Source organism: Streptococcus mitis (genome assembly GCF_047465045.1).
GTDB classification, from domain to species: Bacteria; Bacillota; Bacilli; order Lactobacillales; family Streptococcaceae; genus Streptococcus; species Streptococcus mitis_DT.
Window position 1 is genome coordinate 172,745 of sequence record NZ_JASHAR010000001.1, and the last position, 16,638, is coordinate 189,382.

The window sequence follows — 16,638 nt, forward strand, 5'->3', positions numbered from 1 at the left end:
TTCTAAAGAGATTATAACACAAAATGCCAAAAATGGAGAAAAAAAGGAGTTTTTTGTTGACAAATGCCAAAAAAGGAGATAAAATGACTTTGTAAAATAAAAATTCTCCAAAAATGGAGAAAAAGGAGGTGAAACCAATGCTTATAACTTTATCTCTTGCTGAAAAAGTACGTATCAAGCGTGCAAGATTACAGCTAACCAAAAAAGCGGTATCGGAGCAGTTGGGAATTAAATCTCAAACTCTAACCAAAGTTGAGAATGGAAACTATGATGCCCCTAAGCGTATCTATGAAAGCGTGATGACTTGGCTAGTAGAAGAAATTTAAAGTAAGTAAAAAGCCGCGTACAGGCGACCAAACCAACGTACACGGCTAAGGAAAAATAACAAAACTCAAGCAAAGGCAAGGCGCGTGGTTTTGTTAGGTATTTAGCAAAGGGACAACCCCCTTTGTAAATAGTCTCCTTTTATTTTATCAAAATTAGAGGAGAAAGACAACATAATTTATAAAAAGGAAAAATGGAGGATATAAATGGAAATTCTGTCTAAAGAAATACAGTTACAGGGTTTACAGCTTCTTAAACAGACTCTTGAAACTTTAGTTGAGCTAGAAAAACAACGATCTAGTAAGTTAGATTTAATTTCTCGTAAAGAATTAATGGATCTGCTAGGTATAAGTGCTACAACCCTTGATAACTGGGAGAATCTTGGCCTTAAACGTTATCAGACCCCGATGGATGGAGCTAAGAAAGTATTCTATCGTCCGTCAGATGTGTATTTATTTTTAGCAATAAAATAGGAGTTATGAAATGAAAATTGTTACTTTCAAACCAACTAAACAAATAGACGATGGGTTTTATCTACCAGGCATTGACATTCTATTTGTCTCAGATAAAGCAGATGCCAAGGATGAAGAAGATGTAATTTTATTTCTTTCAAGAAATGAGTTAAACAAATCTTGAATGGTACTAGAAAACAAAGCTACTATTCCACGGAGGATATAGAGACAGCGATACAAGCCGTTATAAAGGCCTCTAACACGTTTATAGAGACAAGTGGTAAATAATATTAACACACTAGCCAAAGCCGTTGTAGAGGCTAAATAAGAGGCTAGAGGAGGCAATTAAAAAGCATGCTGACCAGATTTATACAGGAGGTAGAACCGTAATGGAACTAGTCTATATGGACGGTAAGAAAGAGCCGTACACCACAAGCGAGATCATCGCTGAATGTGCTGAAGTACAACACCACACTATCACGCGCTTAATAAGAGAAAATAAGGCTGACTTTGAAGAGTTGGGAATACTTGGATTTAAAATCCATAAATTAGATACTAGAGGACAACCTAAAAAATCCTATATTCTGAACGAGCAACAGGCTACTTTGCTGATCACTTATCTAAAGAATACCGAAACAGTACGGCAATTCAAACTAAATCTAGTCAAAGCATTCTTTGAAATGCGTGAGGAACTTTCTAAATTTCGTCTTCAGAGAGCGCTAGAAAAGCCGAAAAGAAAAACCTTGCATGACAGTATAGAAACATGGCCTAATGCACCAAAGCACGCGCATAGCACCATGAACAACTTGCTACTAAAGGCAGTAACAGACATGAACGCTAAGCAGTTAAGAGAAGAGCGTGGGGGCTATAACGGTATCGATAGCTTGACTAGTGAGGAGCTGGAGCAGTATCAGGCATTTGAAGATATGGCAATAGCCATGATTGAATTAAAAATGAGTTATCAGGAAATTAAGACAATGATGTTTAGAAGTAAAAAAATAAGCTAAAAAATCACACCAACAAAGAAACAGAGGTAAAAACATGTTAGCAGATAAATTAGAAGCTATTTCAACAGATTTAGAAGAAATACAAGGAAGTCTTACAGGGGTTAGAAATATCATAGCTAAAAGAGCGATCAGTAGGGTATTGAATGACTTGGATGATGTCTACAATGAACTGACCAGCACAGAATACCATGAACAACAGCAAACGCTTAAGGAACAGACGGAAAGGATGAAACAGAGAGTAGTTGCTGAGGTAATAGGAGAACTAGAGCAAAAAGAACGGTCATTTTATGGAAATTATTGGGGCAACACTGATTTTATAAAACAAGTTTCTAGATTTGATGGATTTCTTTTCTTAAACGCTTATCTAGCGGAAATAACTAAAGAGAATGACTATCCTATGGATCAAAGTCAATTATTAAATTATGTATGGGAACTTTTGGCAGTTGATATTGCCAAGAAAAAACGAGGTAAAAAGAATCTCTTGGACTTATGGACAAGTTCGATTGAGTACACCCGTGGCATGATGATTCATGAGGAGGGTTAACATGAATGAATTAGATTTAACCAATACACAGTCGGTAATCTTTATGGTGGTATTGATCGGCTTGCTACTTTATTTAAACCACCGAGACCGCAAAAAAAGCGCTCATATTGAGCGAGAAAGCAAACAGATGATAGAAACACCTAGCGAGGATTTAAACCCTTGCTACGGGCGATATATTCAGCTTGCAGGAGTCAATGTATGGGGAGGCATTGAATGAGTTTAACAGATAATCATAAGAGAGTATTAAAACTAATCAAGTAGTAGAACAATTTTGAGGTAAAGCAGATGAAACTAGTAGAGTTTATTAAAAGCCACGATGGAGCAATTTTGGCTATTGAAAGATTGAAAAATATCTTAGAAAATGAGGAATTTATAGGAGCGTTAGAGTGTGTGGCTGATATAGAAAATCATTTGAAATTGGTTGAAATTGAATACCTAGACGGAATGCAATATTTAGCGACAGGGGAGGAGTAGACTTGGCAGAAGAAAAGCGTTATTGGTGGTTGAAAATGGAGCATGATTTTTTTGAGCAGAAAGAAATGAAGGCTTTGAAACGAATGGCAGCAGGCTATGTATATACCACTATCTATCTAAAGTTATTATTGAAAAGCTTAAAAAATAATGGCTCTTTGTATTTTGAAAGTATTGAAGATGATTTTGTATCAGAGCTTGCTTTTGATATTGATGAGTCTATAGATGATGTTAGTGCAGTATTTGATTTTCTAAAACGTAAAGGGTTACTGGTTGAAATATCAGAGGAGGAGGTTTCATTACCTGGTGCAGTACAGCGAATAGGCTCAAAAACTCAATCAGCTGTAAGAAAAGAGAGGCAACGAGCAAGAGAAAAAGAACCTAAAAACGCGACAAAGTCCCATCTTGCCGTGACTTTGTCACAAGATGGTCACGTAGAGAAGAGTAGAGAAGAAAAGAGAAGAGATAGAGAAAGAGTAGAAGTAGATAAAGAGCAATCACCCACTCCCACTACCATCAATCAAGACTTTGTAAATCTCTATAAATCTTTTGAAGCTGAGACAGGTAAAGCATTGTCACCGTTACAGATTCAAGAATTGCAGTATATGCTAGAAGATTTTAGCCCAGAGCTTATTCATGAGGCGTTAAAAGAGGCTGTCAGTCAGGGTAAAGCAAACTTTGCATACATCAAGGCAATCCTTAACCGTTGGAAACAGGACAATTTATTGACGGTAGAACTTGTTAGAAATAGCTTTGCAGCGCGTGAGGCTAGGAAACAATCTCCTAAACAATCAGAACCTATTAGCCGTGAAGAATGGTTGAAAACACGAACAGAAGAAAACCCATTTTAGGAGGGTGAGCAATGGAAAATAAATTTGAGCAATATAACAACAGAAAAATTAGTGAAAAGGTATGTGAGGTTCACAAGGTCAATTATTGGCAAATATCAACACCGATAAGAGGCAGTAAGGAACGAAGTATACAAGAGTTTTGCCCTGAATGTTGTCAGGAGCAAATTGATAGGCAAGAGCAAGAGGGAGTTAATAACAGTCTAAACGCTGAGATTTACCTAAAAACCTATAATGTGCTTATGCGAGACAGTACGATCCCTAGAGAGCTTAAAGAGGCTAGCTTTGAGAATTTCATAGCTGAGACAGCCGAGGAAAAGCAACTACTGGAGTTTGCTAGAGGGCAAGTAAAGAAATACCTGGATGGTATGACAGGGAATACCCTATTTACAGGATCTACAGGGATAGGAAAGAGCCATTTGAGCGTAGCTATTGCTAAAGCCATAAACGAGGGCTACAAGGCCAAAGGAGAGCCTAAGAGCGTGCTATTTGTCAATCTAACAGAAATCCTTAGGCGAGTTAGAGAGAGCTTTAACTCTCCTACTAGTCTAGAGGGGCACTACTCAAGAATGCTGAAAGAGGTTGATTACCTGGTACTTGATGATTTAGGTATAAAATCGGACAACGCTAGTAGTAAAGGTAAATCAGTCTGGGAAGAAGAGTTTATTTTTGATATTCTCAGTAACCGAGATAAAACCATTATTACTACCAATCTAAGCAGCTCAGAGATTGTTAGCTTGTATAGTGAGCGAGTGGCCAGCCGTGTTAGAACTGGCCTAGAGGGTAACTTTTTCAAGTCATTCACGATCAAGGATAAGCGATACTCAATTAATCAGTTAAAAAACAAAGTAAAGCAGTTAAACTGAAGTAATTTTCTTACAAACCTAAACAAAACTAGACACTTTTCCTGGGGTGAGAAATCACCCTCTTAAAAAAATTACTATGCTTTCCTCGGCCAAACTAATCAAGCATGGTAATTTAATCAATGACGAAAAACAACTATTAGGTACACAAAAAGGGTAGTATTTTATAACACGAACCTTAAAAACCTAGTCAAATCAATAGACTAGGGATATTCAAATTATAATAAATCGAAATAAAGGAGAAATTCATGACTGAAAACAAGGATAATAAATTATTAGAAACGATGGAGAAAGGCTTTGTTTTATACTCAAAAAATGGTATAATAAAGTACATTGAAATTCCAGATCATGGCAGTATTAAGCTAAAAGCTCAAGATGGGCAGTTAGTTTATAAGGAAGTGACCACTGGAGGACATTGTTAATAAATACTGACTGGAAAAACCAGAGGTATGATAATTGAGTTTAACGCTCTTTTGTCATACCTCTTTTATTTTGTCGTAAGGAGGATAACATGACATTTACAACAATCAAGGATGATATTAAGGCCTTTGGCAAGAAAAAGCATGGGTACATGACTGGCTACATTGCTAAACAAGAGGAATTACATAAACAGTTACAAAATGGTATGATAGGCGAAAAATACGCTAAAGACCAGCTAGAGGCTTATAAGTTAGAGGGGGACACTTATTCTAGGGACACCTATAATAAAATTCATGCAGAAATTGAAAAACAGCATGAGCTAGAGCTAGAGGCATTAAAAGAAAAAGAACTCAGCGTAACAGCTGATGACGTGGCAGAGCTGACTTTGTTAGCTAGCATGAAGATGACAGAGGATGAATTGCTAGGTTATTTTGAAAAATACAAGAACAAACCTCTTGCTATTAAAAAACTTTGGTCAATTGCTGAACAATATCCAGAAATCGCTATCAACTTGAAATTATTCAATGCAGAGCAGGCGCTAGAAAGTCTAATCTTATTCTTTAAGCAGCAACTTTCATATTGTCATTACAGTTTGCTTATCAACGGCGATAAAATCCAAGCTGTAACAACTGAAATGGTAGTAAATTCAGATGCCCCTGAGCTTGACCGTCGTTTGGATGAGTATTTAAACAAATAGAGGGGCTGGCAACCCCTTTATTTTATTTGGAGGTAATAGATGAAAAAATGTTGGGAAATGTTGGGATGATAACTTGAACAATGGACGAACAAAAGAAATTCCTAACTTTTGTTGAGAAATGTTGAAAGGTTATATTAGCAAATGTTGGCGTTTTTCAATATATGACACAATGAAAACTTGATAAAACTTGACAATTTAGGAGGTAATCATGCCAAAGAAGAAAATTGAGCGTATTTCAGTAATTCACAGAGAAAAAATTTTATGGCTCAAGTGGTATTTTATGAGAGATAAAGAAAATCCTAAGTATAGTGTTCTTGAGCGTAAAATGTTTGATGCTGCTAAAAAGCAAGATCTGCTTGCTTATAAAAAATACGCTACGATTAAACAGATAACAGATATTAGGGTACAGACAAGTGAAGACGATATTTTAACGGCCATTAAAGAGGTCTATGTGTATAATCACATGAATGTTATCGGAGCTTGTCAACGGATATTATTTGTTAGTCAGTCGCCAGCCTATAACAAGCTGAATAAATGGTTTGAGATATATTCTGATTTGTATTTTAGTGTTGTACCTTTACCCAATATGGGAGCATATCATGAGTTGGTAGATATCTAGTTGATTGTATGATAAAATATAATAAACTTCAAAAAAAGGAGATAAACTTGAAGATTAAGCAAAAATGGGAACGTAGATCATTTGGAACGGATTTTATCGCTAAAGGTTTATTTTGGATAATTCTTTTTGTGGTTATTCTTTTTGGCTTTAACTATCTAATCTCTGGAAATTTTTATGCCTCTGAATTTTGGGATATGGTCGGAGGGGTGCTCGCTTTAATAGCTGCATTCATAGCATTAATTGTTTTTTCTAGACGAGCACTGATAGAGGGGTATTATATTAGTTCGTTAGATCTTGCAATGGCAATATTTTATGACGAAATTGAACATGATCCTTATTTTTCAAAACGTTATCATGAAATAAATGAAAAATATGCTGATAATGATATTGAACGAGTAAAAGCATTAGAGCCGTTACAAGAACATTATTGTTATATTTGCTTTAAACAGTACATTGAAGAAATGAATTGGTTAGAGAAATTTATAATTTGCTTATATAGTGTATTCACAATCGGAGAATTTTCGCTTTACATGGAGCTATCTAGAGCTAGAAAAAGAAATTGGTTTGAAGATAGGATTAATGATTATTTTTAATAGTAAAAGGCATCAAAAAAGATGCCTTTTCCCTTGCCTGCTGAACTCGTCAATTTTATTACCTTTTTTGTTACCCTTCAAAAATACCCTACTTGTTTGTACCTTGTCACTTTTACTATATTAGACAAAATAAACTCTTTTAAATTGTGCATTTTTGGGGTACTTTGTTATAGGTAGATAACCTTAAAAAATAATCGTTGATTTAACAACGTTTCTAGCCCCTCGGATTTTATCCGAAGGGCTATTTTTGTTTTCGAGGGGCATAAAAGGGGCAGTGTTTATGGTATAATAGACAAAAATGCTTGAATTAGAAAGAAATTATGTCTAAAGAAATTGATATTGAGTATTACCATCAGCTAGCCTTGCAAAAGCAAAAGGAGCACCGTAAAGTTTTAGCCAATTTAAAGAAAAAGCCACCAAAAAATCTAGATAAGATAGCCCAACAGATTCACCAAGAAGTCTTTGAGGAGATTGATTGTACGGCCTGTGCCAACTGTTGCAAGACATTGGGGCCTGACTTTAAAGAAGCGGATATTACACGAATCGCAAAGTACTTTAAGATGAAATTACCTGCTTTTGAAGCAGAGTTTTTGCAGGTAGATGAAGATGGTGATAAGGTTTTTAAATCCATGCCTTGTCCCTTTCTAGGAGGAGATAATCTCTGTTCCATCTATGAAGTTCGTCCAAAGGCCTGTCGAGAGTTCCCCCATACAGATCGCAAAAAGATCCATCAAATCAACCATTTGACGATTAAGAATACTTTGACCTGTCCGGCAGCCTATCTCTTTGTTGAGAAATTAAAGGATAAGTTATAGAGATTTAAAGGATAAAAAATTTCTAATAATAACTAGAGATATGAAGGGAGTACTCCTGTGCCTAGACCAAAAACAAAAGAGGAGCTAATGCTGGCCTCTAAGGAAAACTATGAAAAGCTCAATCGTTTCATCTCCCAACTAAGTGAAGATGAGCTACAGACTCCATTTGATTTTTCAAGAGACTCAAAGAAAAAAGAAGCTCACTGGAAAAGGGATAAGAATCTAAGAGATGTCCTGATTCATCTTTATGAATGGCAGCAGTTACTTTTGACTTGGGTCCATTCTAATCAAGAAGGTCACGAAAGACCTTTTCTCCCTGAGTCTTATAATTGGAAAACTTATGGACAAATGAATGATGCTTTTTGGAAGAAGCACCAGAAAACTTCTTTAGAAGAAGCGACTAGACTATTAGAGCAATCGCATAAAGAGGTTTTAGAGTTGATAGAAGTTTTTAGCAATGACGAACTCTTTACCAAAGGTGTCTATAAGTGGACAGGAGGGACAAGTCTAGGTTCCTACTTTATCAGTAGCACCTCCAGTCATTATGATTGGGCTCTGAAAAAACTCAAAGCACATCAGAAGAATTGTAAGTGTAGTAGTTGATGTGTGTATGTGTTTTTCTAAGTTTCGAATATCTTAGTTTTCCTTGTTTAGAGTAATTCTAGCTTTAGAGTTCTTCAAAAATTAACATTTAAGGTTATCAATGGCTTAGAATAGTACGAAAACATTTAGTTTATAGGAATTCTAGATCTAGAATTACATGGATATTTATGAAGTTAGGGTATTCGATAGATAGAATTGTTCTATTCTGAAAGATTTGAACTGTCAATCTTCTAGAATAGTAGTTTGCCAATGAATTTTGTTGAAAGATTCCTTGTTTTATGGTAGTCTAAAGTAAAAGAAAGCCTTACCATTATATTTGTATCTTTAATCTGACTTGGTTTAGGTCTAGAAGAGGGATAGATATTTGGGGTTTTCAAATAATAATAATATTTTCACTTGCAAAAAATGTATTTCAACTTTACCTAATGTAAAAGAAGGAAATATCATGAAACGTTTATGACTTGTTGGAATGAGAATGTGAGCTAAAAATGGATTCCTTTTACATATTAGGAGTAGGTAGATGAGTAATCTAGAGTCGATTCGTAAAGCGCATATCATCGTATGGGGTGCCTATCTTTTTTTATCATTAAGGGCGCCGCTAATTAGCAGCACTAAGTATATCTTGCTTATTTTTTTAGCATTTCTCTATTCAATAGTATCGTTACCTATATACTCTGTGAAGAATAAAATAGTATCCATTTGTTTGGCTATAAACTCGATTCTGTTAATGAGTTTTCCAATTTTAATCAATAAATTTTTCCCAGGAAACGTTTCTACTTATATCGTATTAATAAGTAATTTTATCCTGGAGTTTTTAATCTTTAATAAAATTGGTAAAGATTTTGATACTAGATTAGCTAGTGAGTATAGGAAAATCAGTCAGTTTAAAAGTAAGATGTCTCAATCTCCTTGGATAAAATATTTAGAGATTTCTAGTTTTATATTAACTATATTTCCATTTATTCTTCATGGTACAGTTGATAATCATGTATTGACTCTTATCTTTTTGATAAAAATTTGTGTAGATACTACGATAAAGATTCTATTAAACAGAATCTTTAATTCAAGTGAGATGATGAAAAGGAGGATATTTTCTCTTTTTGTACTAGATTTGATTGTCTATTTATTTTTAGGCTATGTTTTAGCAATGCAAAAAGATGGATACCTATTTTCAATTCTACTAATTTTTTCTAATTTCTCACTTCCCTTTATCAGAGAAAAAGAGTATGAATTATTTAAAAATAAGAAATAAGATAAATATGATTAAATCTTAGTTCTCTTTAAAATCAAATCAGGTAGAGAAAGGATATCTTATCTAGGTAACAAAGTGCTTTAAACGCAGTCGACGATTACTTATTGGAGAACTATCCTAACCATGCAACGTTAAAGAGGAGAAATCTTATGAAACTCGTATCACCAAATAATTATGCTGCTATTGAGTAAGAAGAAATGAGGTGTCTTGATGGGGGATTATCTCTACATAAAGACGGGGGAATGTTACAGTAAACGTAGCCCTTGCTTATTTTATGGGGAATTAAATATGTTTAAACTAAGTGATAAAGCCAGAATAATATTTGCTATTATAGGAGCAAGTTCCATATTAGTCAGCATGTATCTTATTCCTCTTATTAAAACTGAGAATAAATTTTGGGAAATACTTTTATTTATATTAGGTGTATTACTAATTGGAATTGCGTTACTAAGTCATAAAAAAATTAAATTTTGGAAATAGCGTTAGTGAGAAGGACAGGATAATAGTATTATGATGGTTGTTTTAATTTTGATGGTTGTGGTATATCTGTATTATGTAATTACAGAGTATTTTCAGAATAGTTATATTGACTGTATACTATTTCTAACATTGCTGATTTCTCATTTGATATGGGATTACTATTTTTTGCCCATTGAAGTTTTAGTGGCATTAAGTGGAGTAAATTTGCTGTCAAGATTATTCAAAAAAATGAGAAGTCAATAGATTTGTTAGTGGATTATAAAGATGAAAGGTAAAATTGGGATATTTAAAATGAAACATTTTTTTGCAGGAATTGGTGAGATAAGATTTAGTAGTTATCTATTGTCTCTATGTGTAGGACTAGCCCCTCTTTTTCATATCTATGTAATAGGCTCTGAAATGAGTTTTTTGAAAATAGTATTATCTATTTTGGGAGTCATATTTGTAGGTATTTTAACTATTGCTCGAATTTATAGAAGATTTTTCTATAATAAAAATAAACTTGACTAGAATAGTATGAATTAGTTAATCAATTGGAACGATTATTCTTTGTGATACTATATCACTTTTAAGTTTTTACATTAAACAACTGGCTGAAGTGAAAGTTGTTTATCCTAGAAAGGAAAACTCTCAAATTGTCCTATAAATTTCTACTCTTCGACCTTGACCACACTCTTCTTGATTTTGATGCTGCTGAGGATGTGGCTTTGACCCAACTTCTAAAAGAAGAAGGAGTTGCGGATATTCAGGCTTATAAGGACTATTATGTTCCTATGAACAAGGCTCTCTGGAAGGACTTGGAGCAAAAGAAAATTAGTAAACAAGAGCTGGTTAACACGCGCTTTTCTCGTTTATTTGCTCACTTTGGACAGGAAAAAGACGGTAGTTTTCTAGCCCAACGTTACCAGTTTTACCTATCCCAGCAAGGGCAAGCTTTTTCAGGTGCTCATGAACTTTTAGATAGCCTCATCGAGCGTGATTATGACTTATATGCTGCGACAAATGGTATTACTGCCATTCAGACAGGGCGCTTGGCTCAATCGGGTCTGGCACCTTATTTCAATCAAGTTTTTATCTCTGAACAGCTACAAACACAAAAACCGGATGCTCTCTTTTATGAAAAAATTGGTCAGCAGATTGAAGTTTTTAGCAAAGAAAAGACGCTGATGATTGGAGATTCTCTAACCGCCGACATTCAAGGTGGCAATAATGCTGGGATTGACACTATCTGGTACAATCCTCATCACCTCGAAAATCACACACAAGCCCAGCCGACTTATGAAGTTGAGTCTTATCAAGCTCTTCTAGATCTCCTAGATAAACTGTAAAAAGTGGTTTCAATAGCCACTTTTTGCTATAATAGAGGCAGTAAAAATGAAGGAGTTGGCTATGGAACACTCGTCTTGGCATGCTTTGATTAAGGCGCAATTACCTGAGGGTTATTTTGGTAAAATCAATCAGTTTATGGAGCAGGTCTATGCTCAGGGGACTATTTATCCACCTAAGGAAAAGGTTTTTCAGGCTCTCTTGACAACACCGCTTGAAGAAGTGAAGGTGGTGATTCTAGGGCAAGATCCCTATCACGGGCCAGGTCAAGCGCAGGGCTTGAGTTTTTCTGTACCTGACTCTATCCCTGCTCCACCATCCTTGCAAAATATATTGAAAGAATTGTCAGATGATATTGGGGTCAAGAAATCTCATGATTTGACAGCTTGGGCTGAGCAAGGAGTCTTACTTCTCAATGCTTGTTTGACGGTTCCTGCTGGTCAGGCCAATGGTCATGCTGGTCAGATATGGGAGCCTTTTACTGATGCTGTGATTCAGGTGGTCAATCAACTAGATAGACCAGTCGTTTTTGTACTCTGGGGAGCTTATGCACGCAAGAAGAAGGCCTTGGTTACCAATCCTCATCACTTGATTATCGAATCAGCCCATCCCAGTCCCTTGTCGGTTTACAGAGGATTTTGGGGTTCTAAGCCTTTTTCCAAGGCTAATGCATTCTTAAAAGAGACAGGACAAGAGCCAATCGATTGGCTTAGATAAGGAGAAAATATGCCTCAGTTAGCGACGATTTGCTACATTGATAACGGGAAAGAATTGCTTATGCTCCATCGTAATAAGAAACCCAATGATGTCCATGAAGGGAAATGGATTGGTGTGGGTGGTAAGCTAGAGAGAGGAGAGACGCCTCAGGAATGCGCAGCGCGTGAAATCCTTGAGGAAACAGGGCTCAAAGCCAAGCCAGTTCTAAAAGGTGTCATCACTTTTCCTGAATTTACACCAGATTTAGACTGGTACACCTATGTTTTTAAGGTGACGGAGTTTGAGGGCGACTTGATTGACTGCAATGAAGGAACCTTAGAATGGGTTCCCTATGATGAGGTTTTGAGCAAGCCGACTTGGGAAGGGGATCATACCTTTGTTGAGTGGCTTTTAGAGGATAAACCCTTCTTTTCAGCCAAGTTTGTCTATGATAGGGATAAATTGTTGGATACCCAAGTTGATTTCTATGAATAAAGGAGAAAGCAGATGCTACTAATCAAAAATGGTCGTGTTATGGATCCCAAGTCTGGTTTAGATCAAGTGTGTGATGTCTTGGTCCAAGATGGGAAAATTGTCAAAATTGCGTCTGAGATCACGGAAGAAGGAGCAGAGATCATTGATGCTACTGGTCTTGTGGTTGCTCCTGGCTTGGTCGATATTCATGTTCATTTCCGTGAACCGGGACAAACTCATAAAGAAGATATTCATACTGGTGCCTTAGCAGCCGCCGCAGGTGGTTTTACAACGGTTGTCATGATGGCTAATACTAGTCCAACCATTTCGGACGTGGAGACCTTGCAAGAAGTTCTCCAGTCAGCTGCCAAAGAGAAGATTAATGTTAAGACGGTTGCGACCATTACTAAGGATTTTAATGGGCAAGATTTGACTGACTTTAAGGCACTCTTAGCAGCTGGAGCTGTTGGTTTTTCTGATGACGGTATTCCGCTTGAGAGCAGTAAAGTTGTCAAGGAAGCCATGGAGAAAGCTAAAAAGCTTAATACCTTTATTAGTCTTCATGAGGAAGATCCAGGTTTGAACGGTATTCTTGGCTTTAATGAAAATATCGCTAAAGAACATTTCCATATCTGTGGTGCGACTGGGGTAGCTGAGTATGCTATGATGGCGCGTGATGTCATGATTGCCTATGCAACTAAGGCTCATGTCCATATTCAGCATTTGTCTAAGGAAGAAAGTGTCAAAGTAGTTGAGTTTGCTCAAGGGCTAGGTGCGCAAGTAACAGCAGAAGTAGCGCCGCAGCATTTTTCTAAGACAGAAGCACTTCTTTTGACTCAAGGTAGCAATGCTAAGATGAATCCGCCGCTTCGTTTGGAATCAGACCGTCGTGCTGTTATCGAAGGTCTCAAGTCAGGTGTCATCACAGTTATCGCGACAGACCACGCGCCTCACCATGCGGATGAAAAAAATGTCGAGGATATTACCAAAGCGCCATCTGGTATGACAGGTTTGGAAACATCTCTTTCTCTCGGCTTGACCTATTTGGTAGAAGCTGGTGAGTTAAGCCTGATGGAATTACTCGAAAAGATGACCTATAACCCAGCCAAGCTTTATAACTTTGAAGCAGGTTACTTGGCTGAGAATGGTCCAGCGGATATTACTATTTTTGATGCTAATGCTGACCGCCTTGTGGACTCCCATTTTGCTTCCAAAGCAGCTAATTCACCATTCATCGGTGAAACTTTAAAAGGGCAGGTTAAATATACCATCTGTAAGGGACAAATTGTCTATCAAAACTAGGTGGGAGTCTGCTCTGTAAACAAAAAGAATAGAGAGCCTATATGTACCAAACCCATCATTTTAAAGACAAGTTTATCTTATTTTTAAAGATATTTTTCCCTATCCTGATTTATCAATTTGCCAATTATTCTGCCTCCTTTGTTGATACGACTATGACAGGTCAATACAATACTATGGACTTGGCTGGTGTGTCTATGGCAACCAGTATCTGGAATCCTTTCTTTACCTTTCTAACAGGGATTGTATCGGCCTTGGTGCCCATCATTGGGCACCATCTTGGTCGAGGCAAAAAGGAAGAAGTTGCATCCGATTTTTACCAGTTCATCTATTTGGCCTTGTGCCTATCTGTGGTCTTGCTGGGGATGGTACTTTTCTTGGCACCACCAATCTTGAATCATATCGGACTAGAAGCACCAGTGGCTGCAGTAGCGGTTCGCTATCTCTGGTTTTTATCTATCGGAATTATCCCCTTGTTGCTCTTTAGTGTCATTCGTTCCTTGCTGGATTCGCTGGGCTTGACCAAACTTTCCATGTATCTCATGCTTTTGTTACTTCCTCTCAATAGTGGATTTAACTATCTTTTGATTTACGGGGCCTCTGGTGTTCCAGAACTGGGAGGGGCTGGTGCTGGTTTAGGGACTTCTTTGGCCTACTGGGTCTTGTTGGGAATTTCTGTTCTGGTTTTATTTAAACAGGAGAAGCTCAAATCCTTGCATTTTGAGAAACGCATTCCGCTTAATATGGATAAAATCAAGGAAGGAGTTCGCTTAGGTCTTCCTATAGGGGGAACTGTCTTTGCCGAAGTGGCTATCTTTTCCGTGGTTGGCTTGATTATGGCTAAGTTCTCGTCCTTGATTATCGCTAGTCACCAGTCAGCCATGAACTTTTCAAGTCTTATGTACGCCTTTCCTATGAGTATCTCATCGGCTATGGCTATTGTCGTTTCCTATGAAGTAGGAGCCAAGCGATTTGATGATGCGAAAACCTATATTGGTTTAGGAAGAGGGACCGCCCTCATTTTTGCGGCCTTCACCTTATCTTTCCTTTACATTTTTAGAGGAAATGTGGCCAGTCTTTATGGTAACGACCCAGAATTTATCGATTTGACAGCGCGCTTTTTGACTTATAGTCTTTTTTTCCAGTTAGCAGATACCTTTGCGGCACCGCTTCAGGGAATTTTGCGGGGGTATAAGGATACCGTTATTCCTTTTTACCTTGGTTTGGTTGGCTATTGGGGGGTGACACTCCCAGTAGCTATGGTATTCGACTCTCTAACAGATTTTGGAGCTTATTCTTACTGGATCGGCTTGATTATTAGTCTAATTGTGAGTGGGGTTCTCTACCGTTGGCGTTTAACTGTGATTATGAAGAGATTTGAATCCAGAAAAGCTTGATTTTTAGAATTTCTGCAAGCAAAAATATCCTTCCTTATCTGCATTATTTTTGCTATAGTTAAATTAGTAGTAGGCAAATGAGAATTTCAAAAATATAGAAACAATTGATATTCCACGCTACTTTACTGGTATCAGATATAAAGAAAAAGAAGTTGCTTATTTTTAGCAGCTTCTTTTCTTGACATATATTTTACATAAGTTATATTACGTAAAATCATAAACTATCCAAGGCATTTTTTTGTTCATCATTAACGATATGGGTATAGAGGTCAGTGACTTGTGTACTGGCATGTCCTAGCTGATGGCTGACCAAAACTTGCGATTTAGTCGCATCATAGAGCCTAGTTGCTAGGGTATGGCGCAGTTTGTGGGGAGTTACACGTACTTTGAAGTCCTCAGAGTACTTAGCGACCATCTTTTCCACGCTGGAAGCATCGATACGATTAGGAACACCTCTATAGAGTGTTAAAAAGAGGGCTGTATCCGTCTTTTCCGTCTTATAGCGTTGATTTCGAATAGCAAGATAATTCTCTAAATAAGGCTTAGCAAAAGCAGCGACATTGACCGAATCACGTTTGCCACCTTTTCGAGTGACATCGATAACCATCATTTTTAGATTGAGATCCCTTATATCCAGATTAACAGCTTCAGACAAGCGGACACCAGATGCCAAGAGAAGGGCAATAATGGCCAAATCACGTTCTTTGTTTTTGTTGAATGATGAGAGAGCGCGATTTGAAAGTTGTTGTGGATACTCTTGGTCAATATAAGTTAGAAAACCTTCTGTTTCATCACCTAAAAAGAGTTTTTGCTTGATGTTTTCAGCTCTTGCAGCAAGCGTTTCTTTCTTTTTCTTTGTTGAAACTTTCTTCATTACATTACGATAAAAATAAGGCTCTCCCTGATCGTTTTCAACCTCCTCGGTCAGATATTTGTAAAGACTAGAAAGTGCTGACAAAGTCCGATTGATGGTTGTCTGAGAAACTCCTTGCTTGGTTGTATTAGCATTCAGCAAAGGACGTTCACGTAGGTAAAGGATAAAGGATTCCATGTCTTTCTTAGACATATTTTCCAAGACAGATAAAGAAATATCAGATATTTTATCGGCATTTGAGATACCAGACTCTAAAACCCAGCTGAAAAATCGATCATATTCCTTGAGGTATTCGTACAAGGTTGTAAAACTGTAAGGAACAGCAAGCTTAGATTGGTAGTATTCAAGAACATACCAGGGCATGATTTGTTTTAGTTTGTCGATTCGTTCCAGTAAAATCTCACGTTTCATGTATTTTCTCCATAAATAAGTCTACTAGTAGTATAGCATAGACTTATTTATTTTTCAAGAAAATTATAGTTTTTCGGAAAGATGTCATAGAGCTTTTTAAAAAAGACTTAGACCGGATTTATAACTAAAAAAATTTTTTTCGTCCAAAATTGCCTAAAATGTACCTTATCAAA

The 16,638-nt window shown here is 36.8% G+C and carries 25 protein-coding genes; 24 read left to right on the forward strand and 1 reads right to left on the reverse strand.

What is annotated here, in order from left to right; all coding sequences use genetic code 11:
* Positions 1-137 precede the first annotated feature (137 nt).
* From QM409_RS00810 to pdrM, 24 genes are all read left to right on the forward strand, one after another.
* On the forward strand, positions 138-326 hold the full coding sequence (locus tag QM409_RS00810; protein ID WP_000909238.1) for a helix-turn-helix domain-containing protein: 189 nt from the start codon (positions 138-140) through the stop codon (positions 324-326).
* Positions 327-530: 204 nt separating this feature from the next.
* Positions 531-797, forward strand: a complete 267-nt coding sequence (locus tag QM409_RS00815; RefSeq protein ID WP_061459480.1) for a hypothetical protein — start codon at positions 531-533, stop codon at positions 795-797.
* A 10-nt stretch (positions 798-807) separates the two neighbouring features.
* Complete coding sequence (locus QM409_RS00820; RefSeq protein ID WP_414304947.1) at positions 808-960, forward strand: hypothetical protein; 153 nt, start codon at positions 808-810, stop codon at positions 958-960.
* A gap of 205 nt (positions 961-1,165) precedes the next feature.
* Positions 1,166-1,783, forward strand: coding sequence for a Rha family transcriptional regulator (locus QM409_RS00825; protein ID WP_414304946.1), 618 nt, complete (start codon positions 1,166-1,168; stop codon positions 1,781-1,783).
* 34 nt (positions 1,784-1,817) lie between these two features.
* Positions 1,818-2,327: a hypothetical protein gene (locus QM409_RS00830; protein ID WP_414304945.1), complete on the forward strand. Its 510-nt coding sequence runs from the start codon at positions 1,818-1,820 to the stop codon at positions 2,325-2,327.
* A 1-nt stretch (position 2,328) separates the two neighbouring features.
* Positions 2,329-2,544, forward strand: a complete 216-nt coding sequence (locus QM409_RS00835; protein ID WP_414304944.1) for a hypothetical protein — start codon at positions 2,329-2,331, stop codon at positions 2,542-2,544.
* A gap of 68 nt (positions 2,545-2,612) precedes the next feature.
* Complete coding sequence (locus tag QM409_RS00840) at positions 2,613-2,801, forward strand: hypothetical protein (protein ID WP_414304943.1); 189 nt, start codon at positions 2,613-2,615, stop codon at positions 2,799-2,801.
* 2 nt (positions 2,802-2,803) lie between these two features.
* Complete coding sequence (locus QM409_RS00845; RefSeq protein WP_414304942.1) at positions 2,804-3,649, forward strand: DnaD domain protein; 846 nt, start codon at positions 2,804-2,806, stop codon at positions 3,647-3,649.
* Positions 3,650-3,660: 11 nt separating this feature from the next.
* Complete coding sequence (locus QM409_RS00850) at positions 3,661-4,512, forward strand: DnaA ATPase domain-containing protein (RefSeq protein ID WP_414304941.1); 852 nt, start codon at positions 3,661-3,663, stop codon at positions 4,510-4,512.
* A 245-nt stretch (positions 4,513-4,757) separates the two neighbouring features.
* On the forward strand, positions 4,758-4,931 hold the full coding sequence (locus QM409_RS00855) for a hypothetical protein (RefSeq protein WP_414304940.1): 174 nt from the start codon (positions 4,758-4,760) through the stop codon (positions 4,929-4,931).
* 89 nt (positions 4,932-5,020) lie between these two features.
* Positions 5,021-5,626 carry a hypothetical protein gene (locus QM409_RS00860; protein ID WP_414304939.1) on the forward strand — a complete coding sequence of 202 codons (606 nt, stop codon included), beginning with the start codon at positions 5,021-5,023 and terminating at the stop codon, positions 5,624-5,626.
* 208 nt (positions 5,627-5,834) lie between these two features.
* Positions 5,835-6,245, forward strand: coding sequence for a hypothetical protein (locus QM409_RS00865; protein WP_050108570.1), 411 nt, complete (start codon positions 5,835-5,837; stop codon positions 6,243-6,245).
* 47 nt (positions 6,246-6,292) lie between these two features.
* Positions 6,293-6,838: a hypothetical protein gene (locus QM409_RS00870; protein ID WP_414304938.1), complete on the forward strand. Its 546-nt coding sequence runs from the start codon at positions 6,293-6,295 to the stop codon at positions 6,836-6,838.
* A gap of 320 nt (positions 6,839-7,158) precedes the next feature.
* Positions 7,159-7,653 (forward strand): YkgJ family cysteine cluster protein, encoded by a 495-nt coding sequence (locus QM409_RS00875; RefSeq protein WP_084949820.1) that lies wholly within the window; start codon positions 7,159-7,161, stop codon positions 7,651-7,653.
* A 57-nt stretch (positions 7,654-7,710) separates the two neighbouring features.
* Positions 7,711-8,256, forward strand: coding sequence for a ClbS/DfsB family four-helix bundle protein (locus tag QM409_RS00880; RefSeq protein ID WP_084949822.1), 546 nt, complete (start codon positions 7,711-7,713; stop codon positions 8,254-8,256).
* A gap of 520 nt (positions 8,257-8,776) precedes the next feature.
* Positions 8,777-9,508 carry a hypothetical protein gene (locus tag QM409_RS00885; protein ID WP_414304937.1) on the forward strand — a complete coding sequence of 244 codons (732 nt, stop codon included), beginning with the start codon at positions 8,777-8,779 and terminating at the stop codon, positions 9,506-9,508.
* Positions 9,509-9,796: 288 nt separating this feature from the next.
* Complete coding sequence (locus tag QM409_RS00890) at positions 9,797-9,988, forward strand: hypothetical protein (RefSeq protein WP_084888090.1); 192 nt, start codon at positions 9,797-9,799, stop codon at positions 9,986-9,988.
* Positions 9,989-10,018: 30 nt separating this feature from the next.
* Positions 10,019-10,231 (forward strand): hypothetical protein, encoded by a 213-nt coding sequence (locus QM409_RS00895; RefSeq protein WP_049544588.1) that lies wholly within the window; start codon positions 10,019-10,021, stop codon positions 10,229-10,231.
* 48 nt (positions 10,232-10,279) lie between these two features.
* Positions 10,280-10,498 (forward strand): hypothetical protein, encoded by a 219-nt coding sequence (locus tag QM409_RS00900; protein WP_049544636.1) that lies wholly within the window; start codon positions 10,280-10,282, stop codon positions 10,496-10,498.
* Positions 10,499-10,623: 125 nt separating this feature from the next.
* The gene (locus QM409_RS00905; protein WP_261116438.1) at positions 10,624-11,316 is read left to right on the forward strand and encodes a YjjG family noncanonical pyrimidine nucleotidase; all 693 of its coding nucleotides are present in this window, start codon (positions 10,624-10,626) and stop codon (positions 11,314-11,316) included.
* Between the two features lie 61 nt (positions 11,317-11,377).
* Entirely contained in the window at positions 11,378-12,031 is a 654-nt protein-coding gene (locus QM409_RS00910; RefSeq protein WP_414304936.1) for a uracil-DNA glycosylase, read from the forward strand.
* 9 nt (positions 12,032-12,040) lie between these two features.
* Positions 12,041-12,505 (forward strand): NUDIX hydrolase, encoded by a 465-nt coding sequence (locus tag QM409_RS00915; RefSeq protein WP_414304935.1) that lies wholly within the window; start codon positions 12,041-12,043, stop codon positions 12,503-12,505.
* 12 nt (positions 12,506-12,517) lie between these two features.
* Complete coding sequence (locus tag QM409_RS00920) at positions 12,518-13,786, forward strand: dihydroorotase (protein WP_414304934.1); 1,269 nt, start codon at positions 12,518-12,520, stop codon at positions 13,784-13,786.
* 41 nt (positions 13,787-13,827) lie between these two features.
* Positions 13,828-15,180 carry a sodium-coupled multidrug efflux MATE transporter PdrM gene (gene pdrM, locus QM409_RS00925; RefSeq protein WP_414304933.1) on the forward strand — a complete coding sequence of 451 codons (1,353 nt, stop codon included), beginning with the start codon at positions 13,828-13,830 and terminating at the stop codon, positions 15,178-15,180.
* 214 nt (positions 15,181-15,394) lie between these two features.
* On the opposite strand, the gene xerS is transcribed toward pdrM, so the two are convergent.
* Positions 15,395-16,465: a tyrosine recombinase XerS gene (gene xerS / locus QM409_RS00930; protein ID WP_004260328.1), complete on the reverse strand. Its 1,071-nt coding sequence runs from the start codon at positions 16,463-16,465 to the stop codon at positions 15,395-15,397.
* Positions 16,466-16,638 lie beyond the last annotated feature (173 nt).